Raw genomic sequence first — 23,587 nt, 5'->3', positions numbered from 1 at the left:
GCGATCAAACCAGAAGGAAGTGGTACAGCCCTTCCGCAACCGCCTTTTCCCGGTCCGTCTGCCACGTGATCACGCTGACGCTCGCCATCCGCTTGCCCTTGCGGGTAACATTAGCACGGGCATAAAGCGATCCCTTCACGCCAGGTCGGAGGTAATCGACGGTCAGATTGATCGGCTTTGCCGGAACGTCCGCGAAATCGGGATGAACTGCGATAGCGGCGGTCGCTTCCATGAAGCTCGCGATGATCCCGCCATGGTAGTAGTCCATGACTGGGTTTCCGATGTGGCGTTCTACAAAGGTCATCTCGGTTTCGGCGTGGCAGCTGTCCACGCTCTGAACCTCGAAGTTGAGAAAACGGAAGAACGGCACGCGGGATACATTTGCATTGACGGCTTGCAAGTTGATCACGATGGCTCTCCTTTTTCCAACGCGTCAAACAGGCTGGAGTCTCCACGGGTCAATGCGAATGATGCGACTCCACGTGCAATTTCCGCATTCTCATGGCCATCAAACCAGATACTGCCCGAATTGAAGGCGATATGGCGGGTTTCCCGAAAACAATGCGCGCGAACGATGACGTCCGCGCGCGATCGAGCGGGCCGCAGGTAATCAACCCTAAGGTCAAGAGTGGCCATGGTGCTGACGCCCTCGATTGCCACAAAGTTTGCAAGACCGAACACACTGTCCAGCAGAGCCGTCAGGATGCCACCATGAAGCCGCGTTTGATCCGCGTCGACGCAAAACTCCGGATTGAACGGCATCCGAACTCGAACGCCTTCGGTCGAGACCTCTTCGATCTGGAGTGCCATATGCTTTATCAGACCCTTGCCGCGCGCATTCCACATCTGCGCGATCTGCTCCATCTTCCTCTTGGTGATATCGGACATGTGATCTTCCTTTAGCGACCCGTGAAATTCGGTTTTCGTTTTTCGATAAAGGCAGCGACCGCCTCGTGGTGGTCTTCAGTCTGATGCATGAGCGCTTGATAGGCCGCCGCGGAATTCAGGAAATCTGGTAGATCCATCCGTTCGGCATTGCGCATCAGACGCTTTGCGATCCGCACCGCGCGCGGCGGCTTCGATGCGATGACGGCGGCGCGTTCGCGGGTGCGGTCCATCAATTTCTCATGCGGCACGACCTCCAGCACCATTCCCATTTCCAGGGCCTCGGCGGCATCGATCATGCGGCCCGAGAAGGTCAGATCGGCAGCTTTCTGATGGCCCAGACGGCGCAGCATGAACCAGCTGCCCGCATCGCCCGGAATGATTCCGAGGTTCAAAAAGACTTCGCCGAACCGCGCCTTGTCCGAGGCGACGCGCATGTCGCACATCATCGTCAGGTCGCATCCCGCGCCGACCGCCGCGCCGTTGACCGCGGCGATGGTAGGAACGTCGAGATTGTAGAGCGCCAGAGGCAGCCGCTGCACCCCATCGACATAGCTCTGCGCCGCCGCAAGCGGTTCCTTGCGAAAGATGCTGTCGGGATCGTTCATCTCCTTGATGTCGCCGCCGGCGCAGAAGGCCGGATCGGCACCGGTCAGGATCATGACGCTGACCTGCGGGTCGGCCTGCACTTTTGCAAACGCGTCCAGAAGCGCGGCGATCATGTCGTTTCCGGTGATCGGGTTGCGACGTTCCGGATCGTTCAGCGTGACCGTGGCTATCCTGTCGGAAATTTCCAGAACGACGGGGGGGTTACTCATTTTTTCCATCTCCTCGTTCGCGTTTCTCGAACATGTCAGGGTTTATCATGTCACGGGCATCGTGACCCATGTGCAGGGTTTCCCCGCCGTCTACATAGATGTCTTCGCCGGTCATGAAATTCCCCAATTTGGATGCGAGGAAAATGATCGTCCCGGCGATGTCCTCCGCCGCGCCCATCCGGTTCAGGACCGAGCGGTTGAGCTGTTTCCAGCGCTCCGTCGGAATGGGATAGCGGCCAAGCGCCTCTGTCTTGATCGTTCCCGGCGCAACGCAGTTCAGACGGATCCCGTATTCGCCCCATTCGGCGGCCAAGGTCTTCATCATGCCCGTCACGCCGGCGCGCGCGGCGACGGTATGGGTGAACCCGGTGAGCGCGGTGCGCGCTGAAATCGCAGTCACGAAGACGATGGAGCCGCCGTTTTCATACATGAAATGATCGGCCACGGCGCGTGTCATCTGCCACGATCCTATCAGGTTGTTGCGGATCACAGCCTCGAAGCCCTTGTTGGTGATGTCGCGCGCGGCTGCGATATACTGGCCGCCCGCGTTGTTCACCAGAACATCAAGCCGCCCGTAATGGTCCTTGATGCGCCCCATCGCTATTTCGATACTGTCCGCGTCACGGGTGTCGCCTGGCACGACAAAGGCCTCGCCACCCGCCGCGCGGATCATCTCGGCGGTCTCCTCCAGCGGCCCTTCGCGGCGCGCGAATAGGGCCAGCCTGGCCCCGCAGGAGGCCATTTCCAGCGCCGTTGCCCGGCCCATCCCCGAGCCGGATCCGGTGACCAGAGCCACCTGGCCCGCCATGAGATCCGGCGCGTAACGCCGTGCTTTTTCTTCGCTCATGTTCTGCCCCCTCAGTTTTTAAGCAGTTCGCCGGCGATGATCAGCTTGCGCACCTCCTGGGTGCCCGCGCCGACCTCCAGCACACGTCCGGTGCGGTAGAGGCGGTTCACTTCGGTATCACGCATGTAGCCCGACCCCCCGTGGATCTGCACCGCCTTGTCCAGCACGAAGGACGTCGCCGCGGCGGTCTTGAAGATCGCCGCAGCGGTCAGCTTGTGAATTTCGCCGCGCCCGCCTTCGCCCTCTTCCAGCCCCTCACACATGGCGGCCGTCTTCAGCGACAGGCTGCGCGCCGCCTCGATCTGGGTATACATGTCGGCCAGCATCGCCTGCACCATCTGGAAACTGGCGATCGGTTTGCCGAACTGCTGGCGCGTCTTGGCGTAATCGATGGAAATATCCAGCGCCCGCTGCGCAATCCCCAGGGCATTGAAGCAGACGATGGCGCGCTCCAGATCCAGCCCCGACATTGTCACCGCAACGCCGCCGTCCAGCTTGCCGACCATGTTCTTCGCGGGCACCCGGCAATCCTCGAACACCAGCTCACCCGTGGGCGAGCCGCGAAAACCCATCTTGTTGAGCTTCTGCGCCACCTTGAAGCCGGGCGTGTCAGTTTCGACGATGAAGGCGGAAATGCCCTTGGCGCCCTTTTCGGGCGAGGTCTTGGCATAGACCAGCACCAAGTCGGCAATCGGCCCGTTGGTGATATATATCTTGGTGCCATTCAGGATATAGTCATCGCCATCCTTCTTCGCCGTGGTCCGCATCGAGCCGAGCGCATCCGACCCGGCGCCCGGTTCGGTCAGGCCAAGCGCGCCCACCAGCGTGCCGTTGCACAGGCCGGGCAGATACTTGCGGCGCAGATCGTCATTGGCGTTTCGGTAGATGTTGTTGACGCACAGGTTGTCATGCGCGACATGGGTCAACCCGATGGCCGCCGAGGCGCGCGACAGCTGTTCGGTGATGATGCAGGCCGAGGTGAAGTCGAGCCCCGCGCCGCCGAATTCCGGCGGTACGTTGAGGCCGAGATAGCCCATCTCTCCCAGCTTGGGAAAGACCGAAGGCGGCAGGTCGTCGGTGTCGTCCATTTCCGCGTTCAGGTGGTGGAACTCGGAAAAGAAGAACTTTCCGGCCTGATCGGCCAATGCCTGCTGTTCGTCCGTCATGAAATGTGTTGGCAGATTGATGTCGTTGCGCAGTTGCTTGTTCATGGTCTCGTCCCCCTCAGGCGCGCAAAAGTTCTTCGGCGATGATGATCTTGCGCACTTCGCTGGTGCCCGCGCCGATCTCCAGCAACTTGTTGGCGCGGAACAGCCGGTTAATCTCGGTGTCCTGCATGTAGCCCGAGCCGCCGTGGATGTGGCAGGCTTCGGTGACGGCCTTGTTAAAGGCCTCGCCTGCGTAAAGGCAGGCGGCCGCGGTCAGCTTGTGGATCTCGCCGCGACCCCCAGCACCCTTCGGCAAGCCGACACAGGCCGCCAGGGCACGATAACTGAAGGCGCGAGCGGTTTCGACCTCGGTGTAGATCTCGGCCAGTTTCGACTGCATCATCTGGAAGCTGGCGATCGGCTTGCCGAATTGTTCGCGCATCTTCGCGTATTCCAGACCCAGTTCAAGCGCACGTTCGGCCATGCCGACGCAGACCGAAGCGACCATCGCGCGTTCCAGATCAAGCCCGCTCATCACCACTGCAACGCCAGAGTTTTCGACCCCCAACATGGCTGATGCCGGAACGCGGCAATCCTCGAACACCAGCTCGCCCGTAGGTGAGCCGCGAAAACCCATCTTGTCTAGTTTCTGCGCCACCTTGAACCCGGGATTGTCGGTTTCGATGATGAAGGCCGAAATGCCCTTGGCGCCTTTGGATTTGTCGGTCTTGGCATAGAGCAGGATCACATCGGCAATGGGACCGTTGGTGATGTAGATCTTCGAGCCGTTGATGACATAGTCGTCGCCGTCGCGCCGGGCGGTGGTGGCCATGGAGCCAAGCGCATCGGATCCCGCGCCGGGCTCGGTCAGCCCGAGCCCGCCGACCAGATCGCCCGAACACAACCCCGGCACATATTTTTTCACCTGCGCTTCGGAGCCGTTGCGCAGCAGGTTGTTCAGGCACAGGTTGTCATGTGCACCATGCGACAGGCCGACGGCGGGGTTCCACTTCGAAATCACCTCAGACACCAACGCCTGGGTAAACTCGTTCTGGCCCGATCCGCCCAAAGCCTCCGGGGCCGTGATCCCCAGAAGACCAAGTTCGCCCATCTGCTTGAAAAGATCGTCAGGCCACCAATCCTCTTGGTCCATGCGTGCCTGTAGCGGGTGAAGCACCTCGCGCGACACCCGATCAACATGATCAACGATCTGGCGCTGCTCATCGGTCAGCGAATAATTCGCCCTGATGGCCGCCAGATCAGCCATGGCAAGTTCATTCTGACTGGTCATACTTTTTCCTCCCGAACAAAATGTCATCTACAGCGTTGACCAAAATCAAACACATGTTAGAAAATAGTTCAAGGCAAGCTTTTCGCGACCTGACGTTGCAGGCAAGTTCGGCCAGAAAACGGGGGATATCTTGGAAATGGTGGAGAATGTCGTTCGTTCGCAGTCGCGGGGGTATGAGGTGCGCATCACGATCTGCCGCCCTGACAGTCGAAATGCCCTGAACCGCGAAGTGGCAGAGGGTCTGATTGCCGCAATTCTGGCGGCCGAGGCCGACGCGGAATGCCGGGTGATCGTCCTGACCGGCGAGGGCGAGCGTGCCTTCTGCGCTGGCGGCGACATCAAGGCGGGTGCCGAAGGTGGCCCATTTGTTCAGGACCCGGCCTATCCGGACCATTTCGCCGGGCAATTGTTCGAAACCATACAAGCCTGCCGAAAGCCAACCATCGCGCGCATCAACGGTGTGGCCATGGGCGCGGGCGCGGGCATCATCTGTGCCTGCGATCTGGCCGTGATGGTCGATCATGCCCGAATCGGAACGCCTGAAGTGAAGGTGGGTCTGTTTCCGATGACTATCGTTCCGCCAATGATCCGCATGTTGCCCCGGCGCAGATTGATGGAGATGTTCATCACCGGCGTTCCTCTGACCGCCGAGGAGTCCTTGCGCTATGATCTGGTCAACCATGTGACAGATACTGCCGGGCTGGATGACAAGGTTGCGGAGTTGGTCGCGCAGATTGCCGCGCAGTCGCCTACCGCGATCCGGCTGGGAAAATACGCCTGCCACGCGATGGAAGACATGACCTATGCGCAGCAGATGCGCTTTGCCGAAACCCTGTTGCCACGAGTTGCGCAGACAGAAGATGCGCGCGAGGGCTTTGCCGCCTTCATTGCGAAACGCAAACCTGAATGGACAGGCCGCTGATCAAGCGGAGAGGAGAAGCACATGTCGGATCGAAAACTGCGTATCGGATGCGCATCGGGATTCTGGGGCGATACGCCTGAAGCGATCGGTCAGCTGGTCTCCAAAGGCGAGATCGACTATCTGGTGTTCGACTATCTGGCCGAGGTGACGATGTCGCTGATGGCGCGAGCCCGCGCCAAGTCGCCCGATGCGGGTTATGCGCCGGATTTCGTCAAGGCGCTGGCACCCTGGTTGTCGGAAATCAAGGCCAAGGGGATGAAGGTCGTTGCCAATGCCGGGGGTGTGAACCCGCGTGGCTGCCGCGATGCGCTGGCTAAAGTCGCCGCCGAGGCCGGGATAGATGTGTCCATCGGTGTTGTGCTGGGCGATGATTTGTCGGCGCGGGCCGACGATATCCGCGCCGGTGGTCAGACGGAGATGTTCTCGGGCGTCGCGTTTCCAGACGATATCTGGAGCATGAACGCCTATCTGGGCGCCCGCCCCATCGCGGCGGCGCTGGATGCCGGAGCCGACATCGTGATCACAGGGCGCTGTGCAGACAGCGCAGTGGCGCTCGGCCCGCTGATGCATGAATTTGGCTGGGGCGACGATGATTGGGACAAGCTCAGCCAGGGATCGTTGGCGGGCCATTTGATCGAGTGCGGCCCCCAGGGGACCGGTGGCAACTTCACCGACTGGCAGGACGTACCGGGCTGGGACGACATGGGGATGCCCATCGTCGAAGTGTCGGAAGACGGCAGTTTTGTCATGACCAAAACACCAGAGACGGGCGGGCTGGTTGTGCCGGGTTCGGTCGGTGAACAGATGCTCTATGAAATCGGCGATCCGCGCGCCTACCTGCTGCCCGACGTGATCTGCGACTGGTCGCAGGTCACGCTGGACCAGGTCGGGCCGGATCGGGTGTTGGTCAAAGGCGGCAAGGGTCTCGGGCGTACCGGCAGCTACAAGGTGTCGGCGACCCATGCCGATGGCTGGCGCGCGGTTTCCTCCCTGACCCTGGCGGCCATCAACGCGCCGGCCAAGGGCAAGCGCGTGGCCGAGGCCATCGTTACCCGTTGCCGCCGGATCTTCCGTGAAAGAAACCTGTCCGATTTCCGGCAGGTCAGCGTCGAAGTGCTGGGGGCAGAGGCGGCTTACGGCGCCAACGCGCGGGCGCAGACCCGCGAGGTGGTGATCAAGATCGGCGTGACGCACGACGACCGCGCCGCGCTCAACATCTTCGCCGGCGAGATCGCACCGATGGCCATCTCGACTGCGCAGGGGCTGACCGGGTTCTTTGCCGGGCGGCCCAAGGTGCAGCCGGTGGTACGCCTGTTCTCGTTCCTGCAGGACAAGGCCGACACCCCCGTCGCAGTCGAGGTCGACGGCCAGGATGTTCCCGTCACCGTGGCCACCAGGCCAGTCCACCTCGATCCGCCTGCCGCACCGCCCGCAGAGAGCCGCGAGCCCGGTCCGGACGCGGTCAAGGTGCGCCTCGTCGATCTGGCCTGGGGACGGTCGGGCGACAAGGGGGATATCGCCAATATCGGTATCCTGGCGCGCAAGCCAGACTACCTGCCTTTTATCCGGTCGGCTCTCAGCGAAGAGGTGGTAAAAGACTATTTCTCCCATGTCTGCGAAGGCAAGGTCGAGCGGTTCGACCTGCCGGGAAGCCATTCGCTGAATTTCCTGCTGCACGAATCGCTGGGCGGGGGCGGCATCGCCTCGGTCCGCATCGATCCGCAAGGCAAGGGGTTTGCCCAGATGCTGCTGGATATCGAAATTCCCGTGCCGGCCGACCTGGCCGCGCGCGACGGGCTGAACACCCCGGACCCGAACAAGAGGGTAATACCATGACTATTTCAAAACTCCTGGTCGCCAATCGGGGTGAAATCGCGGCGCGCGTGTTGCGCACCGCCAAGGCCCGCGGCCTTGCGACGGCTGTGTTGCGCCACGTCGCCGAACAAGATGGGCCGGCCCATCTGATCGCGGATGAGGTTGTGATGATCGACGGCCCGACGCCTGTAGCGGCCTATCTCGATATTCCGCAGATCGTTGCGGCCGCAAGAAAGATCGGCGCGGATGCGGTGCATCCCGGCTACGGCTTTCTGTCGGAGAATGCCGGTTTCGTCGCGGCGCTGGAAGAGGCCGGTGTGACATTTGTCGGCCCGACCTCCGAGACCATCGACCTGATGGGCGACAAGGTCCGCGCGCGCGCCTTTGTCGAGGCGCGCGGCTTTCCGGTTGCCCCCTCGGCGATCGAGGATGACGATCCGGCGAGTTTTGTCGAACGCGCCCGCACCCTGGGCTATCCGCTGCTGATCAAGCCTTCGGCGGGGGGCGGCGGCAAGGGCATGCGCATCGTGCGCGAGGACAGCACGTTGGAGACCGAGATCGCCACCGCGCGCCGCGAGGGCGAGCGGTATTTCGGCGACGGTCGTCTCTTCGTCGAACGCTATATCGAACGTCCGCGCCATATCGAGGTGCAGGTGATGGGCGACGGGCAGGGCAACGTGGTCCATTTCTGGGAGCGCGAATGCTCGATCCAGCGCCGGTTCCAGAAGATCATCGAGGAAACGCCCTCGCCCGCGCTTTCGCCCGAACAACGGGACGAGATCTGCGAAACCGCCGCCAGAATTGCGCGCGCCGTCAACTATCGGGGTGCCGGAACCGTCGAGTTCATCTATGCGCAGGACGGGGCCTTCTACTTTCTCGAAATGAACACCCGCCTTCAGGTCGAACATCCGGTGACCGAGATGGTCACGGGCTTCGATCTGGTCGCCGAGCAGTTGCGTATCGCGGCGGGCGAGGGGCTGAGCGCGGCGCAGGCCGATATTCCGCAGACCGGCCATTCGATTGAGCTGCGCATCTGTGCCGAGGACGCGACGGCCGATTTCCGCCCCGCGATCGGGGATATCCTGCTGCTGGACGAACCCCACGGTGAGGGTATCCGTGTGGACAGTGGCATTCGGGACGGCGGCAAGGTCACGACCGATTTCGACCCGATGCTGTCCAAACTGATCGTGCATGGGGCAGATCGCGCACAGGCCATCGCCCGTGCGCGGAACGCCGTGCAGAATTACGTCATCCTCGGGGTGACGACCAACACCGGCTATCTGGACGCGATCCTTGCACATCCCGATTTTGCGTCGGGCGATGTTTCAACCGGGTTTCTAGCCGAACAGGCGGATGTGCTGACCGCGCCGGGCGAGGATGTATCCACCCTGCTTATGGCGGCGGCGGCCCTGTCTGATCAACGTCTGGTGACCGATGTGATGCAGATACCCGAAATGCACCGCAAGATGGGCGGGTGGAGAAACTGATGCGCAGAATATTCATGATCGCCAGCCATGAGGCCGAATGCTGGCTAACCCATGATGGCAGCCGCTTTGTCCTGAACATGCCAGATGGCGCAGTTCCCTGCCAACTGGACCCGACCGGGGCGCCGGGCGCACATGTGCTGCGGACCGGGGGGCGGGCGCATGAGTTGCGGCTGGCGGTCGGGTCGGAATCTACCTTCATACATTTGAACGGGCGCACCTTCGAGGTTGGGAGGGTCGATCCCGACGACCGGCTTGCCGGCAGGCAGGGCGCTGCAGGGGGTGATCGACTGTTGGCGCCGATGCCGGGGGTCGTCGTTTCGGTGGCGGTTAAGCCCGGAGACACCGTTACAGAAGGCCAGCCGCTTCTGGTCATCGAAAGCATGAAGCTTGAAACCACCCTGACCGCGCCGCGCGACGGTGTGGTTGCCGAAATGCCTTTTACCGCGGGTGACAGTTTCGGCCTAAAGGCCGTCCTTGCCCAGCTGACCCCGCAGGAGGAGTGACAATGCGCCGGATCGAAAGCCACATCGACACCAATGCCGCCGACTACAAGGCCAATTTTGCCGCCATGTCCGAACGGCTGAAGGAGTTTCACGCTCGCCAGCACGCGGCGCGTTTCGAGCGGCCCCAACGGGACATCGACCGCTTGGCACGCCAGAACAAACTGGGCGTGCGCGAGCGGTTGAAGCTGCTGCTCGATCCGGGCACGCCGTTTCTTGAATTCTCGACGCTGGCCGCCTGCCGCGAATATGATGGCGCCGTGCCCGGTGCCGCCGTGGTGACGGGCATCGGCATCGTGCAGGGCCGCGAGGTGGCCATCCACGCCAACGATGCGAGCGTCAAGGGTGGTGCCTGGTATCCGCATACCGTCAAAAAGATCGTGCGGCTTCTGGATGTCGCGCTTGAGAACCATTTGCCGGTCGTCCATATCTGCGATAGCGCCGGGGGCTTCCTGCCGCTGCAACACGGCGTGTTTCCCGACCGCTATCTGGGCGGGCGGGTGTTTCGCAACCAGGTCAAGCTGAGCCAGGCCAATATCCCGCAGATTGCCATCGTTGGCGGGCATTGCACCGCGGGCGGCGCCTATGTGCCGACGCTGAGCGATTACAACATCATCATCGAGGGCACCGGGGCGATCTTTCTGGGCGGTCCGCCACTGGTCAAGGCGGCCACCGGCGAAGAGGTCGGCGTGCAGGAACTTGGCGGCGCGGTGATGCACACCTCTGTCTCGGGGACGGGAGATTATCGCGCCGCCACAGAACAGCACGCCTTTGCACTGGCGCGCGAGATTGTCAGTCAGTGGAAGCGTATGCCAAAAACCATCATCGAAACGGCGGCGCATGAGGAGCCCTATTACGATCCCAAGGAACTTTACGGGATCATCCCCAAGGACCGGAAGACCCAGTTCGACATGCGCGAGGTTCTTGCCCGAATCGTGGACGGTTCGCGGTTTCACGAATACCAGCCGGATTACGGAACCACGATGATTTGCGGTTTTGCCCACATCTGGGGCTACAAAGTGGGCATCCTCGCCAACAACGGGGTGCTGTTCAACGACAGCTCGCTTAAAGCGGCGCATTTCATGCAGCTATGCAACCAGAACCGTACGCCACTGGTCTTTTTTCAGAACATCACCGGCTACATGGTCGGCCGCGAATACGAGGAACGCGGCATCGCCAAGGACGGCGCCAAGATGCTGATGGCGCAGGGCGGCTCGGTCGTGCCCAAGTTCACCGTGATTGCCAATGCGTCCTACGGGGCCGGCAATTACGGCATGTGCGGGCGGGCCTGGGATGCGCGCACGCTGTTCATGTGGCCGCAGGCGGAAATCGGCGTAATGGGGGCGGATCAGGCCGCCAACACCATGGCCGACGTCAAGATCCGGCAGCTTGAACGCGAAGGCAAGCAACTGACCGAAGTGGAAATCGCCGCGATCCGTGACCCGGTGCTGGAGAAGTTCCGGCGCGATGTCGAGGCCTATACCTCGACCTCGGAATTGTGGGATGACGGCATTCTCGACCCGGCGGACACGCGCAACGCGCTCGGCATGTCGATCTCGGCTGCGCTGAACGCGCCGATCGACGATCCGCATTACGGGATATTCCGGCTGTGACGGCTTGAAGGGCAGGGCGGCACACTGGATTACGGAGTTGCCGTCCCGCGTCAAGGCGATGCCAACGGGGGCTTTTGAGGCACGCGGGAACCCTGACCTGTCCGGTTTGCCGGACAGGTCAGGATGGCTTCTGCCGCGCCTCCTGAATGGATACGACGTCGGAGGCGGCCATATGCGGCCTGTCGGTCTCTACCGCCTTCAGCGGCTCGACGGGCTTCAATCCGGCCAGACAGTCGCGCGCGAGTTGCTGATACTCGGCAGTTCCGCGTGTTTTCCAAGCGACTTCCTTCTCGGTGACGTCGCGGATTACCCTTGCCGGCGATCCGACCACCATCGAGCGCGGTGGAACTATCGTTTCGCCCCGCACGAACGCCTGCGCGCCGACGATTGATTCCGCACCAAGCTCTACGCCATCCATGATGACGGCATTCATCCCGACCAGGGCGTTCCGACCCACTGTGCAACCGTGCAGGATCGCGCCGTGGCCGATATGACCGTCGGATTCAACGATCGCGTCGCGACCGGGAAAGGAATGGATGATACAATTGTCCTGCACATTGGCCCCGTCGCCAATCACGATCCTGCCGAAGTCGCCCCGCAGGCTTGCTCCGGGTCCGATATAGCATCCATGACCCAGGATGACATTTCCGATCAGAACCGCCTGAGGATGGACATATGTATCCTCGGGCACAACGGGCACGAACCCTTTGAATTCGTAACAATACGCCATTATCTCTCCTTTTGGTGGGTTGGGTACCACTGGTTACCGGAACCAGACGTCAGACGTTTATCGACAGTCATGCCGGGACCCGAACGCCTGAATGGTGCTGGCTTGCGGAACGCGCGGTCAGGAAAATCAGTCATGTGTTGGCAAATGACGCAGGCTCCCTACATCACGGTTTAGCTATGTTGACAGTTATCAAGGTTGAGCGCTAAAATCAAACATGTGTTAGAAATTGACATGGCTTACCGTTCACGATGGCCGGGCCAAGCATGGGAGAGAGAGAAATGAGAGACAAAGCCTATGTCGTCGGCGTCGGGATGGTCCCATTTCAGAAGCCAGGAAAATCCGAAAGCTATGATGTGATGGCTGCTGCGGCCACCCGTGCCGCGCTTGCCGATGCGGGGCTGGATTATGACAAGGTTCAGCAGGCCTATGTGGGATATGTCTATGGTGACAGCACCAGCGGCCAGCGGGCTTTGTATCACGTCGGCATGACCGGGATACCGGTTCTGAATGTGAACAACAACTGCTCGACCGGTTCGTCGGCCCTGTTCCTGGCCCGTCAGGCAGTTGAAAGCGGTGCGGTGGAATGTGCTCTGGCGCTTGGCTTCGAGCAGATGCAGCCTGGCGCAATCGTCGCGATGTTCCACGATCGGGTCAGCCCCTTCACGTCCTTCGACGCCGAGACCGACGTGCTGGTGGGCAACACGGAGATTCCGCTGGCGCTGCGCTATTTCGGCGGCGCGGGCAAAGCGCATATGGAAGAGTTCGGAACTACGCTGGAAACCTTCGCGAAAATCCGCGCCAAAGCCAGTCGGCATGCGTCCAGGAACCCGGTGGCGCTGTTCCGGCAGGAAGTGACGCCGGAAGAAGTGATGGCGGCACAGGTCGTCTGGCCCGGCGTCATGACAAAGCTGATGGCTTGCCCACCGACCTGTGGCGCGGCTGCGGCAATCGTGTGCTCCAAGGCCTTCGCCGACAAGCACGGTCTGGACAGCTCGGTGCGCATTGCCGCTCAGGCCATGACGACGGACGGCCCGGAAACCTTCGGCGCGCATGACATGCGCGAGGTCGTCGGCTATTCGATGGCCAAACGCGCCGCCGATCAGGTCTATGAGGCGGCGGGCATCGGCCCTCAGGATGTGGACGTGGTCGAACTGCATGACTGTTTCGCCCATAACGAGCTGATCACCTACGAGGCGCTTGGGCTTTGCCGCCGCGGTGATGCGGCAAAATTCGTCGATGACGGCGACAACACCTATGGCGGCAAATTCGTGACCAATCCGTCGGGCGGGCTGTTGTCCAAGGGGCATCCGCTGGGGGCGACCGGCCTGGCGCAATGCACCGAACTGGTTCAGCAGTTGCGCGGGCAGGCAGATGCAAGGCAGGTGGAAGGCGCGCGGCTGGCGCTCCAGCATAATCTGGGTCTTGGCGGGGCTTGTGTGACCACGCTTTATGAAAAAGCGTGACAGCACCAATCGGGAGGAGAAAACATGACTGGAAAACTTGACGGGCGCGTTGCGCTGGTTTCCGGTTCGGGCCGGGGTATCGGTCGCGAGATCGCGCTCAAGCTGGCCTCGGAAGGGGCGCGCGTGGTGGTCAACGATCTGGATGCCGACCCGGCCAATGAGACCGCCGAGGCCATTCGTGCGGTTGGCGGCGAGGCCGTGGTCTGCGCCGGCAGCGTGACAGAAGACGGTTTCGCCGAACGTTTCATCAAGACGGGCGTGGACAGTTTTGGCGGGCTGGACATCATCGTGAACAATGCCGGCTATACTTGGGACAGCGTCGTTCAGAAGATGACCGACGAACAGTGGCAGGCGATCATCGACGTTCACCTGACTGCGCCCTTCAGGATTCTGCGCGCCGCCCAGCCGGTGATCAGCGCCAAGGCCAAAGAAGAAGCTGCTGCAGGGCAGGAAGTGTTCCGCAAGGTGGTGAATATCTCATCCATCGCGGGGACCGGCGGTAATGCCGGCCAGATCAACTACGCCGCCGCCAAGGCCGGTGTTCTGGGTGTCACCCGGACGATGGCCAAGGAATGGGGCCGTTACAAGGTCAACGTCAACGCGGTGGCCTTTGGCCCGATCCGCACGCGGCTGACCGAAGGCAGCGCCGCGGGCGACAGCACAATCAAAGTGGAAGACCGCGAAATCAAGGTCGGCGTGAACCCCGATCTCTTGTCCCAGATGGAGCGCATGATTCCGCTGGGCCGGGTCGGCACCCCGCAAGAGGCCGCTGGCGCGGTCTATTTGTTCTGTACGCCCGAATCTAACTTCATTTCGGGTCAGCACATCATTTGCGGCGGCGGCTTCACGATCTGACCCACGCCAGCCAAACCACGTATTCGAGCCTTGGCTGGCGACCGGCATTTCCGGCGGCCGTATGACGATTGCCCGGACGGGATTCGCCACAAATTCCAATCCAACGCGTTCGGGAGGATTGACTCATCGGCACCAATTACCTAACAGGTGTTAGTTAGGCAGTATACCGTAAAGAGACCCCATGGCGAATACCTCAGCGAGCAAGCTCAACGAGATCCCCCGGAGGGCGGTCGGGCGTGATGGCGTGCTGGATGTTGCGGCGCGGCTCTTCCGCGAACAGGGCTATGGGTCCGTGTCACTCAGAAAAATCGCCGAGGCCGCTGGAATCAAGGCGGGCAGCATATATTACCATTTTGGCTCCAAGGACGAGATCGTCGCGCGCGTTCTGGATGCAGGTATTCAGGTCGTTCATGAGAGCATGCGCCAAGCCGTTTCCGCCTTGCCCGAGGGCACCGGCGCCGAGGCGATCCTGCGGGCAGCGATCGGGGCGCACCTGCGCGCGCTTCTGGACGTCAGCGATTATTCCTCGGCCAATGTGCGCATTTTCGGGCAGGTGCCGCAATCCGTCCGCGATGCCAATCTGCACACGCGCCGGGCCTATGAGGCCGAATGGGACAACCTGTTGTCCCGGCTTCAGGCAGACGGCGCGCTGAAACGCGAAGTGGACATCCGCCGCCTGCGCCTGATGTTGATCGGTACGCTGAACGCCACGCTTGAATGGTTCGATCCGCACCGCGGCAGCGCAGAGGCGCTGTCACGCACCTATGCCGATGTGTTTCTCAACGGAATACTTGAAAGACAGGAGACCTGAGCCATGGCGCGCCTTGAAACAGCAGTGCTGACCGCATCAGAGATCTATGCGCGGAATCACCAGGCGCAAAGCGCGCGGGTCGAGACGCTGCGCGCGCGCTTTGCCGAGGCCACCTCGGGCGGGCGCCTCGACATGGTCGAGCGCCACCGCAAGCGCGGCAAGCTGCTGGTCCGCGAGAGGATCGACTTGCTGGTGGATCCGGGCACGGCGTTTCTGGAACTGTCGTCGCTCGCGGCCTACGGGCAATACGGCGGCGAGGTGCCTGGTGCGGGGATCGTGACCGGCATCGGCATCGTCCACGGCCTGCCCTGCATGATCATAGCCAATGATGCGACGGTCAAGGGCGGATCATTTTACCACGAGACGGTGCAAAAGCATATCCGCGCCCAGGAAATCGCGGCGGAAACCCGGCTGCCTTGCCTTTATCTGGTGGATTGCGGCGGGGCCTATCTGCCCGAGCAGGACCGGGTCTTTCCCGATGCCCGCCATTTCGGCAATTCCTTCTATCGCCAGGCCAACATGTCGGCCAGCGGCTTGCCGCAGATATCGGCCGTGTTCGGCGGCTGCACGGCAGGCGGGGCCTATATTCCCGCGCTGTCGGACGAGGTCATCATGGTGCGCGGCAACGCGCGCATCCATCTGGGCGGGCCCTCTATCGTCAAGGTGGCGATCAACGAAGTGGCCGATGGCGAAACGCTGGGTGGTGCTGAGATGCATTCGCGCGTCTCGGGCGTGTCCGACCATCTGGCCGAGGACGAATACCATGCGCTGGCGCTGATGCGCGACATCGTGGCCGAGTTGGGCCAGTCGCGCCCGATGCCGCCCGACGCAGCCCCCGCGCCGCCCGCGCATGATCCGTCAGAATTGCTCGGCATCATCAGCGCCGACCGCAAGCAGCCCTACGACATGCGCGAGGTTCTGCTGCGCATGATCGACGCGGGCGAGTTCCGCGAATTCAAGCCCGGCTGGGGTGAGACGTTGGTTTGCGGCACCGGGCGGATCCACGGCTATCGGGTCGGTATCCTGGCCAACAACGGCGCGCTGATGTCGGACAGTTCGCTGAAGGGGGCGCAGTTCGTCTCGATGTGCGACCAGCGCAATATCCCGCTACTGTTCTTGCACAACATCGCGGGTTTCATGGTCGGGACCGAGGCGGAGCGCGGCGGCATCGCCAAGAACAGCGCCAAGCTTGTCTATGCCATGTCGGTTGCCAAGGTGCCGCGATTGTCAGTCCTGCTTGGCGGATCCTATGGAGCGGGCAATTACGGCATGTGCGGACGCGGATTTGCACCGAATTTCCTCTTTGCCTGGCCGATGGCGGAGTTGGCCACCATGTCCGCGGACATCGCGACCAACGTGATGCAGGAGCTGCGCCGCCAGAAAGGCGGCGAGCCTGAAAGGATGGAGACCGATCTTGCGCAGATCGAGGCGCAGGTGCGTGCCCAATATGGCGAACAGTCCGATCCGTATTACGCCACGTCGCGGCTCTGGGATGACGGGTTGATCGAGCCCGGACAGACCCGCGATATTCTGGGCCTGTGTCTGGCCATTGTCTCGTCGGTGCCCGAGAAAGGGCGCCACACGCCCGTCTTCAGAATGTGAGGCCGATGTCATGACAACAAGTTATGAAACCATCATTGTCGAAACCGATGCGCGTGGCGTTGCCACGGTAACCCTCAACCGCCCTGACAAGCACAATGCGCTGAACGCCGATCTGATCGCCGAGCTTTTCGACGCGGTCGAGGATCTGGCTTCAGATGACAAGGTGCGCATCGTGATCCTGACCGGTGCCGGCAAAAGCTTTTGCGCTGGAGGGGATTTCAACTGGTTCGCCTCAAACGTCGAAAAATCCCGCGCCGAACGGGTCGAACAAAGCGCCACGCTCGCGCATCTGTTGCGCCGACTGGACACGCTGCAAAAGCCCCTGATCGGGCGGATCAACGGGCCGGCATATGGCGGTGGCGTCGGCATGATTTCGGTCTGCGACTATACCATCGGCGCAGAAGGCGCACGCTATGGCCTGACCGAAGTGAAACTGGGTCTGCTGCCCGCCAATATCTCGCCCTACGTGGTGGCCCGCATCGGCAAGGTGCACGCGCGTGAAACCATGCTGTCGGGCGCGCTCTTCGACAGCGCGCGCGCCGAAAGGATCGGGCTCCTCACCGAGGTCGTCGCCGCCGACGCGTTGGATGCCGCCGTTGAACGGGTGGTGCACGATCACCTTCAGGCAGCGCCCGGCGCGGTGGCGGATACCAAGGCACTGATCGCTTATGTCGCCAGTCACGATCTGGAAACCAACATGATCTACACCGCCGACCGTCTAGCCGACGCCTGGGAAACCGGGGAAGGCATTGAAGGCATCAACAGCTTTCTCAACAAGAGCGTGCCTTCGTGGAGAGTGAAATGAGTTTCACCCGCGTCCTGATTACCAACCGGGGCGAGATCGCCCGGCGCATCCAGCGCGGGTGCCGCAAGCTGGGTCTGGAAACGGTTGCGGTCTTTTCCGAGGCCGACCGCGACGCGCCCTTCGTAGCCGAGGCGGATCACGCTGTCTGTATCGGCCCGGCGGCTGCGTCTGAAAGCTACCTGAACGTCCCGGCCATCCTGGGGGCTGCGCGCGCCACGGGCGCGGGTGCGGTGCATCCCGGTTATGGCTTTCTGTCCGAGAACGCGGATTTCGCGGCAGCGGTCGAGGCCGCAGGGCTAGTCTTTATCGGACCGGAACCCGATGCCATCGCTCAAATGGGGTCCAAGATCGCGGCGAAGGCTGCGGCCGAGGCCGCAGGGGTGCCGGTGCTGCCCGGGTACCGCGGTGCCGATCAATCGGATTCACGCCTGCTGCAAGAGGCGGGCGCGCTTGGGGTGCCATTCCTGGTCAAGGCCAGCGCCGGCGGTGGCGGACGCGGGATGCGTCTCGTCACCGACATGGCCGACGCGCCCAAGGCCATCGCCTCTGCCCGGGCAGAGGCGCAGGGTGCGTTCGGCGATCCGGCGGTATTTTTGGAACGCTATGCGCTCCGCTCCCGCCATGTCGAGGTGCAGGTGCTAGGCGACACGCATGGCAACCTGGTGCATCTCGGCGACCGGGACTGTTCGCTGCAACGCAATCACCAGAAGCTTATCGAAGAGGCCCCCGCGCCGAATCTGCCAGACGATCTGCGCGAGCATATGCGCGCTGCCGCCGTGCGCCTTGCACAGGCGATCGGATACCGCTCTGCCGGAACGGTTGAATACTTATATGACCCCGAGCGCCGCGCCTATTACTTCCTTGAGATGAATACCCGCCTTCAGGTCGAACATCCCGTCACCGAGGCGATCACCGGAATCGACTTGGTCGAATGGCAGTTGCGCATCGCGCGGGGCGAGCGGCTGACTTTCCAGCAACCCGACGTACACTTCGAAGGCCACGCCATCGAAGTGCGCGTTGCCGCCGAAAACCCGGCCGAGAATTACCGCCCCGAAACCGGCAGGATCACGCTGTGGGTGCCGCCTTCGGGCGTGCGGCTGGATACGGGCGTCGGGGAAGGTTCAACTGTCGGCCATCACTACGATTCCATGTTGGCCAAGCTGATCATCCATGCGCCGGACCGGGCGCAGGCCATCCGCAAGAGCGTGGCCGCAATCGACGGCTTTGCCGTGGGCGGGCTGGGGCTGAACCTGGCGTTTCAGCGCGCCTTGTTAATTCATCCCGACTTTGCCGCGATCCGGCATCACACCGCCGGGCTTGTCGAGATGTTTGTGAACGGGTGGGCACCCCCCGCACCCGATGCGCAAAGCCGCGCGCTGGCCACACTGGCCCTGCATTTGCATCTGGTCCCGACGGCCGGGAACACCCCTTGGCAAGGTCTAGGTGCGTGGCGTCTGACCGCGCCCGCAGGCCGGCCCGGCGCTGCCTTCTATTGGGCCTTGGGCGACGAAGACCCGACCAGCGCGGCGGGCGATAAAAGGCATCTGACGATCAGATTGCCGGACGACACCCCTGTTACCGTCGAAGCGCCCGGCCTGACCGCCGACCGCCTGACAGGGCGCGTTGGCGGCGTGCCCTTTACCCGCGCCGCGCACCTGCGCCGCACGAAAAAACACTGGCAGGTGTTTCTGTCAACGCCGGATGGTATGGCCGGGTTTGCCATTGAAACGCTGGAGGACAGACACCTGCAACGCGCTTCGGGAAAGGTCCGCGGGGCAGACTTGCTTGTCGCGCCGATGCCCGGTGCAGTGGTCGAACTGCGGGTCGCGCCCGGCGATCGGGTCGCGGCGGGCGATACACTGGTGGTGCTTGAGGCGATGAAACTGCTGCAAAGCCTGGTCGCCCCGTTTGCGGGCATCGTAGCCGAAATCTACTGCGCCGCCGGCGACACCGTCGCCGGGCAAGCGCCCCTTGTAAAACTCGATCCAGAGGAAATCCAATGACCAAGCATGACATGATTGATGCGGCCACAGGCCCGTTCAGTGAGGACCTGAACATGATCCGCGCGCAGCTGCGCCGCTTCATCGAAACCGAAGTGACGGCCAAGGCCGACGCTTGGGAAAAGGATGGCATGGTGCCGCGTGACGTGCTGCGCCGGATGGGCGATCTGGGCGTGCTGGGCATGCGCTATGACGAGCAATATGGCGGCGCAGGGCTAAATGTGATGTCCAGCGTCGTGCTGGCCGAGGAAGCGGGTCGCTCCACCTTCGGCGGGTTTTCGGCCACGGTTCTGGTCCATACCGACATGGCCTCGCCGCATCTTGAAAACGCCGGTACGCCCGAACAAAAGGCGCGCTGGATGCCCTCGATCACCTCGGGCGAAAAGATTGCCGCAGTGGCCGTGACCGAACCGGGCGCCGGGTCTGACGTGGCGGGGATGCGCACGCGCGCGGTGCAGGACGGATCGGACTGGGTGATCAACGGCACCAAGATGTTCATCACCAACGGCGTGCATGGCGACATCTATTTCGTCGGCGCCAAGACCGACCCGGACGCCAAGGGCTCGCGCGGGATCACCATGTTCACGGTCGAAAAGGGCACGCCGGGGTTCTCTGTCGGCCGGGCGCTGAACAAGACCGGCTGGCTGTGCTCGGACACCGCCGAACTGATCTTCGAGGATGTGCGCATCCCGGCAGAGAACGTGCTGGGGGAGGTGAACCGGGGCTTCTACTCGGTGATGAAGAACTTCCAGAACGAACGGATCGTGCTGGGTGCAATGGCCTGCGCCGAGGCGCAATCCGCACTGGAAATGACTGTGGATTACGTCAAGCAGCGCAAGGCTTTCGGTGGTGTGCTGTGGGACAAGCAGGCAGTGCGCCAGCGATTGGCCGATTGCCAGACCCGGATTGAAGCGGGACGTCAGCTTACCTATCACGCTGCGTCACTAGATGCCGCGGGCCGCGATTGCGTCAAAGAAGTATCGATGGTCAAGGCCTATTGTGGCGAGCTGGTAAACAGCGTGCTTTACGACTGTGTCCAGTTCCATGGCGGTATGGGCTATATGCGGGAAACACCCGTGGAACGCATGTCGCGCGATGCCCGTGTCCAGGCCATCGGCGGCGGTGCCACCGAGGTCATGCTCGAAGAGGTCGCCAAGCGGATGTGAACTCACCATTACAAAAACCATATCAACGACCAACTGACACAAGGACTAACAAAATGAATTTGGAATCTACTCAACGCCAACCACTCGCAAGTCTGTCCCGAGAGTTCGCAACTATACTCATCGGCACCATTCTTCTAACACTCTCCGCGAAAATCGTGGTTCCTTTCTACCCGGTTCCGATGTCGACCCAATCCCTAGCAGTCCTGGGCCTTGGACTTTTTCTGGGTCCAGTTCGCGGTGGACTTGTTGTAGTAATCTACCTTCTGGAAGGCGCGCTTGGCCTTCCGGTTTTCGCTGGCACGCCTCCCGCGCCGGCCGGATTGGTCTATATTGCCGGCCCCACAGGCGGATACTTGATTGGGTTCGCACTCGCAGCGGCTGCCGCTGGATGGATGGTTCAAAAGTTGAGAGGGTTTCAGCCTGCATTCAGAGCAACTGTCGCTGTACTTTTCGGTTCCATGCTTATGTACTGCGCAGGGCTCTTCTGGCTGGGCGGCTTTATCGGCTATGGAGAAAAATTGATGAACGCCGGGCTTTACCCGTTCCTGCTTGGAGATCTGGCCAAGGCGGCAATTGCTGTGGTGCTGTATACAGGGTTCCAAAATCGGGGCCGTGTTTGAACGCTGGGCTTCGTTGCTTTGTTCCAGTGCCGGGTTCGACCGGCGCTGAAAACCAGCTTGAGGTTTCCGAAATTGTGCAAGAGCAAGAGGCGGAGCTGCATGATACGGATTGTTCGCAATCAATACATGGTCATAAAGAATGACAAGAAACAACATGTTTTACGGTGAGCCTGACCCTCCTCGTGCGCAGGGCGTAGAGGTGGCCGAGGGAATCCTAAGGATCGTTGCCAACAATCCCGGGAAGATGACCTATCACGGGACGAATAGCTATATCATTGATACTCCTGACGGTCGGTTCATTATCGACCCCGGTCCAGCAGAAGACAGTGCACATTTCGAAGCAATCGTCGAGAATTTGGGAGCCAACCCTGCCGGAATTCTCTTGACACATCACCATTCCGATCATTTCGGGGCCGTGCCGGCATTGCGCGAACGTACAGGTTTGCCGGTTTATGTTTCGCGCGCATTTCCTGACGATGCGTTTCAACCTGACGGCTTTTTGAAAGACGGGCAGGTGATCGCTGGTCTTACTGTCCTGCACACACCTGGTCATGCGAGCGATCACCTCTGCTTCGCGAGGCCGGATGGAGTACTTTTCACAGGCGATCACGTGATGAGTTGGAACAGTTCTATAGTCAGTCCCCCTGACGGCAACATGCGCGATTACTGCACCCAGCTTCAGCGGCTAATCGATCGCAACGATAAGGTCAGCCTGCCGGGTCACGGACCTGTACTCCGGGACCCGGGACCGTACGTCAAACGGTTGCTCGCCAACCGGATGCGTCGTGAGTCGGAGATTCTCGCGTACCTCTCAAGTACCTCCGACTCGCTCCAGAATATCGCCACTTCTGTTTACAAAAAATCTGACCCGCATATTGCAATGGCCGCCGAACGAAATGCCGCGGCGCATCTGGAGAAGCTTCTTTCAGAATCCCGGGTGGTTCAGGACGAAGGGATCTGGAGATTACCTTAACATAAACTTCATTACGAGATTTTCAGCGCGTTTTTGGGCAAGTTCAGTTGCGGGTTGGAAACTCTACCTCACCCCATTGCGCCGTTTTTGCAGAGCCGCAACGCTTGCATCGAAGTCCAGCCTTCCTGCCTTGGCTCGACGGATCAGTTCGCGCATCAAACCGCCAGGATTGCGAACAGGGTAGCTCGGGTGATCTCGCTGCGCATCAACCAATAGTAGGCAGAAAGCCAACCCGTGGTCGCCCAAGGTGCTCTGGCCCTCATGCCAAACTGAAGCATGGATATCGAGCATCGGCAGCAACGCCCAGGCAGCCTCGATGATGTCGCGCTCTTTGAGAGGTCGGTTCTGATCTCGGCTCGCGTCAAGCATCATGCGTAAGCCGTCGCCGGCAATGCGATATAGATTCTCTGGCGTCAGAGCGGGTGGCGCGGGGCAGGGAATTGATGATGGCGGTTCACTCTGTGCGATTTCCGCATGTCTTCCAGAGTTATCCACAGCGGGCGGCGTCTTTACAGTTTGAGTTTCTTCTCTGGTGTTTTGTGTAAAGGGCCGGAAGTTTTCCGCTGGCTGGTCGGAAGAAAGCCCACGTTTTTCAAGCCAGTCATCAAGGCTGTTGCACAGATCGGAACTGGCCTTCAAATGGGCGTTGAGCCGCTCCAGACCAAGACGGCTTAACGCATCGCTGCGTGGCCATTTATCGAAACTGGCGAGAATCTTGACGATCTCAGGATCTTTGATAGCCGAGGAGGGCAGGGCGGCGATGCACCGTTTCATGTGACGCAAACGAAGGGACCGAAGATCCTTCAAAGCGCGCAAATGCCTCCGTTCCGCACGGAGCCGATCGCGAAGGGCTATGAACTCTTCCAGTCGCGCGATCAGCGGAGTCAGTATCAAGCCTAGGCCAGCGCGACCATAGCGGGCCCCATTCGCCGCGACACGTTTCACGATCAGCCCAAGCTTGGCCAGCGCGGCCTCATCCGTTCGCAACTGGCGCGACGTCTTGCCAAGTTCGACCGCTGCGAGATCTTGCGCGCCAAAAAACACCGGTTCACGATGGGGAGAGGTCCAGTCGGATGCGCGGGTGCGCCCGATGATGTAGTTCAGAACTGCCAAGCGCGCCGGGCGCAGGCCTATATGCGGGGCAACCTCTGAAATTAGCGCCATGACAGCACCTTTGGTCCAGCCTTCCGGCAGGGTGAGATGGGTTTGGATCACGTTCACTGTCTAGTCCTTGTG

General features: G+C 61.3%; 22 protein-coding genes. 14 read left to right on the top strand and 8 right to left on the bottom strand.

Translation table 11 applies throughout. From position 1 onward, the window contains the following. Positions 1-4: 4 nt before the first annotated feature. Genes D4754_RS18145 through D4754_RS18120 form a run of 6 tightly spaced genes read right to left on the bottom strand, consistent with a single transcriptional unit; the run spans position 5 to position 4,989 of the window. Positions 5-409: a PaaI family thioesterase gene (locus tag D4754_RS18145; RefSeq protein WP_231582202.1), complete on the bottom strand. Its 405-nt coding sequence runs from the start codon at positions 407-409 to the stop codon at positions 5-7. Next, a complete protein-coding gene (locus D4754_RS18140) occupies positions 406-888 on the bottom strand; it encodes a PaaI family thioesterase (RefSeq protein WP_047998030.1) in 483 nt (160 codons plus the stop codon). The genes D4754_RS18145 and D4754_RS18140 overlap by 4 nt, the downstream gene beginning before the upstream one ends. A gap of 11 nt (positions 889-899) precedes the next feature. Next, positions 900-1,703 carry an enoyl-CoA hydratase-related protein gene (locus D4754_RS18135; protein ID WP_047998029.1) on the bottom strand — a complete coding sequence of 268 codons (804 nt, stop codon included), beginning with the start codon at positions 1,701-1,703 and terminating at the stop codon, positions 900-902. Further along, positions 1,696-2,550 (bottom strand): SDR family NAD(P)-dependent oxidoreductase, encoded by an 855-nt coding sequence (locus tag D4754_RS18130; RefSeq protein ID WP_047998028.1) that lies wholly within the window; start codon positions 2,548-2,550, stop codon positions 1,696-1,698. Before D4754_RS18130 ends, D4754_RS18135 begins: the two co-directional genes overlap by 8 nt. Positions 2,551-2,561: 11 nt before the next feature. After that, complete coding sequence (locus D4754_RS18125; protein ID WP_047998027.1) at positions 2,562-3,761, bottom strand: acyl-CoA dehydrogenase family protein; 1,200 nt, start codon at positions 3,759-3,761, stop codon at positions 2,562-2,564. Positions 3,762-3,774: 13 nt separating this feature from the next. Continuing rightward, entirely contained in the window at positions 3,775-4,989 is a 1,215-nt protein-coding gene (locus D4754_RS18120) for an acyl-CoA dehydrogenase family protein (protein ID WP_047998026.1), read from the bottom strand. Positions 4,990-5,125: 136 nt separating this feature from the next. Here D4754_RS18120 and D4754_RS18115 point away from each other — a divergent pair, with 136 nt between their 5' ends. The 5 genes from D4754_RS18115 to D4754_RS18095 are packed head-to-tail and all read left to right on the top strand — an operon-like array spanning position 5,126 to position 11,326. Continuing rightward, entirely contained in the window at positions 5,126-5,911 is a 786-nt protein-coding gene (locus D4754_RS18115; protein WP_047998025.1) for an enoyl-CoA hydratase-related protein, read from the top strand. A 21-nt stretch (positions 5,912-5,932) separates the two neighbouring features. Further along, a complete protein-coding gene (locus tag D4754_RS18110) occupies positions 5,933-7,747 on the top strand; it encodes an acyclic terpene utilization AtuA family protein (protein WP_047998024.1) in 1,815 nt (604 codons plus the stop codon). Further along, a complete protein-coding gene (locus D4754_RS18105) occupies positions 7,744-9,213 on the top strand; it encodes an acetyl-CoA carboxylase biotin carboxylase subunit (RefSeq protein WP_047998023.1) in 1,470 nt (489 codons plus the stop codon). Before D4754_RS18110 ends, D4754_RS18105 begins: the two co-directional genes overlap by 4 nt. After that, on the top strand, positions 9,201-9,716 hold the full coding sequence (locus tag D4754_RS18100) for an acyl-CoA carboxylase biotin carboxyl carrier protein subunit (protein WP_047998022.1): 516 nt from the start codon (positions 9,201-9,203) through the stop codon (positions 9,714-9,716). The genes D4754_RS18105 and D4754_RS18100 overlap by 13 nt, the downstream gene beginning before the upstream one ends. A gap of 2 nt (positions 9,717-9,718) precedes the next feature. Then, entirely contained in the window at positions 9,719-11,326 is a 1,608-nt protein-coding gene (locus D4754_RS18095) for an acyl-CoA carboxylase subunit beta (RefSeq protein ID WP_047998021.1), read from the top strand. A 118-nt stretch (positions 11,327-11,444) separates the two neighbouring features. On the opposite strand, the gene D4754_RS18090 is transcribed toward D4754_RS18095, so the two are convergent. Further along, entirely contained in the window at positions 11,445-12,056 is a 612-nt protein-coding gene (locus D4754_RS18090) for an acyltransferase (protein ID WP_047998020.1), read from the bottom strand. Positions 12,057-12,334: 278 nt separating this feature from the next. Here D4754_RS18090 and D4754_RS18085 point away from each other — a divergent pair, with 278 nt between their 5' ends. The 9 genes from D4754_RS18085 to D4754_RS18045 all read left to right on the top strand — a co-directional run bounded on the left by D4754_RS18085 (position 12,335) and on the right by D4754_RS18045 (position 22,351). Then, positions 12,335-13,519 carry a lipid-transfer protein gene (locus D4754_RS18085; protein ID WP_047998019.1) on the top strand — a complete coding sequence of 395 codons (1,185 nt, stop codon included), beginning with the start codon at positions 12,335-12,337 and terminating at the stop codon, positions 13,517-13,519. 24 nt (positions 13,520-13,543) lie between these two features. Continuing rightward, a complete protein-coding gene (locus tag D4754_RS18080; protein WP_047998018.1) occupies positions 13,544-14,374 on the top strand; it encodes an SDR family NAD(P)-dependent oxidoreductase in 831 nt (276 codons plus the stop codon). A 181-nt stretch (positions 14,375-14,555) separates the two neighbouring features. Beyond that, positions 14,556-15,185, top strand: a complete 630-nt coding sequence (locus D4754_RS18075) for a TetR/AcrR family transcriptional regulator (RefSeq protein WP_047998017.1) — start codon at positions 14,556-14,558, stop codon at positions 15,183-15,185. A 3-nt stretch (positions 15,186-15,188) separates the two neighbouring features. Further along, the gene (locus D4754_RS18070) at positions 15,189-16,787 is read left to right on the top strand and encodes an acyl-CoA carboxylase subunit beta (RefSeq protein WP_047998016.1); all 1,599 of its coding nucleotides are present in this window, start codon (positions 15,189-15,191) and stop codon (positions 16,785-16,787) included. 10 nt (positions 16,788-16,797) lie between these two features. After that, positions 16,798-17,592, top strand: coding sequence for a crotonase/enoyl-CoA hydratase family protein (locus D4754_RS18065; protein ID WP_047998015.1), 795 nt, complete (start codon positions 16,798-16,800; stop codon positions 17,590-17,592). Then, positions 17,589-19,595, top strand: coding sequence for an acetyl/propionyl/methylcrotonyl-CoA carboxylase subunit alpha (locus D4754_RS18060; protein WP_047998014.1), 2,007 nt, complete (start codon positions 17,589-17,591; stop codon positions 19,593-19,595). The genes D4754_RS18065 and D4754_RS18060 overlap by 4 nt, the downstream gene beginning before the upstream one ends. Next, positions 19,592-20,758 carry an acyl-CoA dehydrogenase family protein gene (locus tag D4754_RS18055; RefSeq protein ID WP_047998013.1) on the top strand — a complete coding sequence of 389 codons (1,167 nt, stop codon included), beginning with the start codon at positions 19,592-19,594 and terminating at the stop codon, positions 20,756-20,758. The genes D4754_RS18060 and D4754_RS18055 overlap by 4 nt, the downstream gene beginning before the upstream one ends. A 53-nt stretch (positions 20,759-20,811) precedes the next feature. Next, positions 20,812-21,378: a biotin transporter BioY gene (locus D4754_RS18050; RefSeq protein ID WP_047998012.1), complete on the top strand. Its 567-nt coding sequence runs from the start codon at positions 20,812-20,814 to the stop codon at positions 21,376-21,378. A 139-nt stretch (positions 21,379-21,517) separates the two neighbouring features. Next, a complete protein-coding gene (locus tag D4754_RS18045; protein WP_224557916.1) occupies positions 21,518-22,351 on the top strand; it encodes an MBL fold metallo-hydrolase in 834 nt (277 codons plus the stop codon). A gap of 63 nt (positions 22,352-22,414) precedes the next feature. Here D4754_RS18045 and repC read toward each other — a convergent pair whose 3' ends face one another. Further along, positions 22,415-23,572, bottom strand: a complete 1,158-nt coding sequence (repC, locus tag D4754_RS18040) for a replication initiation protein RepC (protein WP_121066468.1) — start codon at positions 23,570-23,572, stop codon at positions 22,415-22,417. Positions 23,573-23,587: the final 15 nt, after the last annotated feature.

The sequence above is a fragment of the Chachezhania antarctica genome, from assembly GCF_003646465.1.
In the GTDB taxonomy this organism is placed as follows: Bacteria; Pseudomonadota; Alphaproteobacteria; order Rhodobacterales; family Rhodobacteraceae; genus Chachezhania; species Chachezhania antarctica.
Note: the sequence above shows the minus strand (reverse complement) of the source record. Positions and strands in the feature narration are given on the sequence as shown.

What these genes read in the sequence shown, in the direction of transcription:
- D4754_RS18095 (WP_047998021.1), top strand. Translation starts at nt 9,719, where the DNA reads ATGCGCCGGATCGAAAGCCACATCGACACCAATGCCGCCGACTACAAG.
- D4754_RS18115 (WP_047998025.1), top strand. Translation starts at nt 5,126, where the DNA reads ATGGTGGAGAATGTCGTTCGTTCGCAGTCGCGGGGGTATGAGGTGCGC.
- D4754_RS18080 (WP_047998018.1), top strand. Translation starts at nt 13,544, where the DNA reads ATGACTGGAAAACTTGACGGGCGCGTTGCGCTGGTTTCCGGTTCGGGC.
- D4754_RS18105 (WP_047998023.1), top strand. Translation starts at nt 7,744, where the DNA reads ATGACTATTTCAAAACTCCTGGTCGCCAATCGGGGTGAAATCGCGGCG.
- D4754_RS18120 (WP_047998026.1), bottom strand. Translation starts at nt 4,989, where the DNA reads ATGACCAGTCAGAATGAACTTGCCATGGCTGATCTGGCGGCCATCAGG.
- D4754_RS18070 (WP_047998016.1), top strand. Translation starts at nt 15,189, where the DNA reads ATGGCGCGCCTTGAAACAGCAGTGCTGACCGCATCAGAGATCTATGCG.
- D4754_RS18135 (WP_047998029.1), bottom strand. Translation starts at nt 1,703, where the DNA reads ATGAGTAACCCCCCCGTCGTTCTGGAAATTTCCGACAGGATAGCCACG.
- D4754_RS18045 (WP_224557916.1), top strand. Translation starts at nt 21,518, where the DNA reads ATGACAAGAAACAACATGTTTTACGGTGAGCCTGACCCTCCTCGTGCG.
- D4754_RS18085 (WP_047998019.1), top strand. Translation starts at nt 12,335, where the DNA reads ATGAGAGACAAAGCCTATGTCGTCGGCGTCGGGATGGTCCCATTTCAG.
- D4754_RS18065 (WP_047998015.1), top strand. Translation starts at nt 16,798, where the DNA reads ATGACAACAAGTTATGAAACCATCATTGTCGAAACCGATGCGCGTGGC.
- D4754_RS18050 (WP_047998012.1), top strand. Translation starts at nt 20,812, where the DNA reads ATGAATTTGGAATCTACTCAACGCCAACCACTCGCAAGTCTGTCCCGA.
- D4754_RS18055 (WP_047998013.1), top strand. Translation starts at nt 19,592, where the DNA reads ATGACCAAGCATGACATGATTGATGCGGCCACAGGCCCGTTCAGTGAG.
- D4754_RS18075 (WP_047998017.1), top strand. Translation starts at nt 14,556, where the DNA reads ATGGCGAATACCTCAGCGAGCAAGCTCAACGAGATCCCCCGGAGGGCG.
- D4754_RS18125 (WP_047998027.1), bottom strand. Translation starts at nt 3,761, where the DNA reads ATGAACAAGCAACTGCGCAACGACATCAATCTGCCAACACATTTCATG.
- D4754_RS18090 (WP_047998020.1), bottom strand. Translation starts at nt 12,056, where the DNA reads ATGGCGTATTGTTACGAATTCAAAGGGTTCGTGCCCGTTGTGCCCGAG.
- D4754_RS18130 (WP_047998028.1), bottom strand. Translation starts at nt 2,550, where the DNA reads ATGAGCGAAGAAAAAGCACGGCGTTACGCGCCGGATCTCATGGCGGGC.
- D4754_RS18140 (WP_047998030.1), bottom strand. Translation starts at nt 888, where the DNA reads ATGTCCGATATCACCAAGAGGAAGATGGAGCAGATCGCGCAGATGTGG.
- D4754_RS18110 (WP_047998024.1), top strand. Translation starts at nt 5,933, where the DNA reads ATGTCGGATCGAAAACTGCGTATCGGATGCGCATCGGGATTCTGGGGC.
- D4754_RS18060 (WP_047998014.1), top strand. Translation starts at nt 17,589, where the DNA reads ATGAGTTTCACCCGCGTCCTGATTACCAACCGGGGCGAGATCGCCCGG.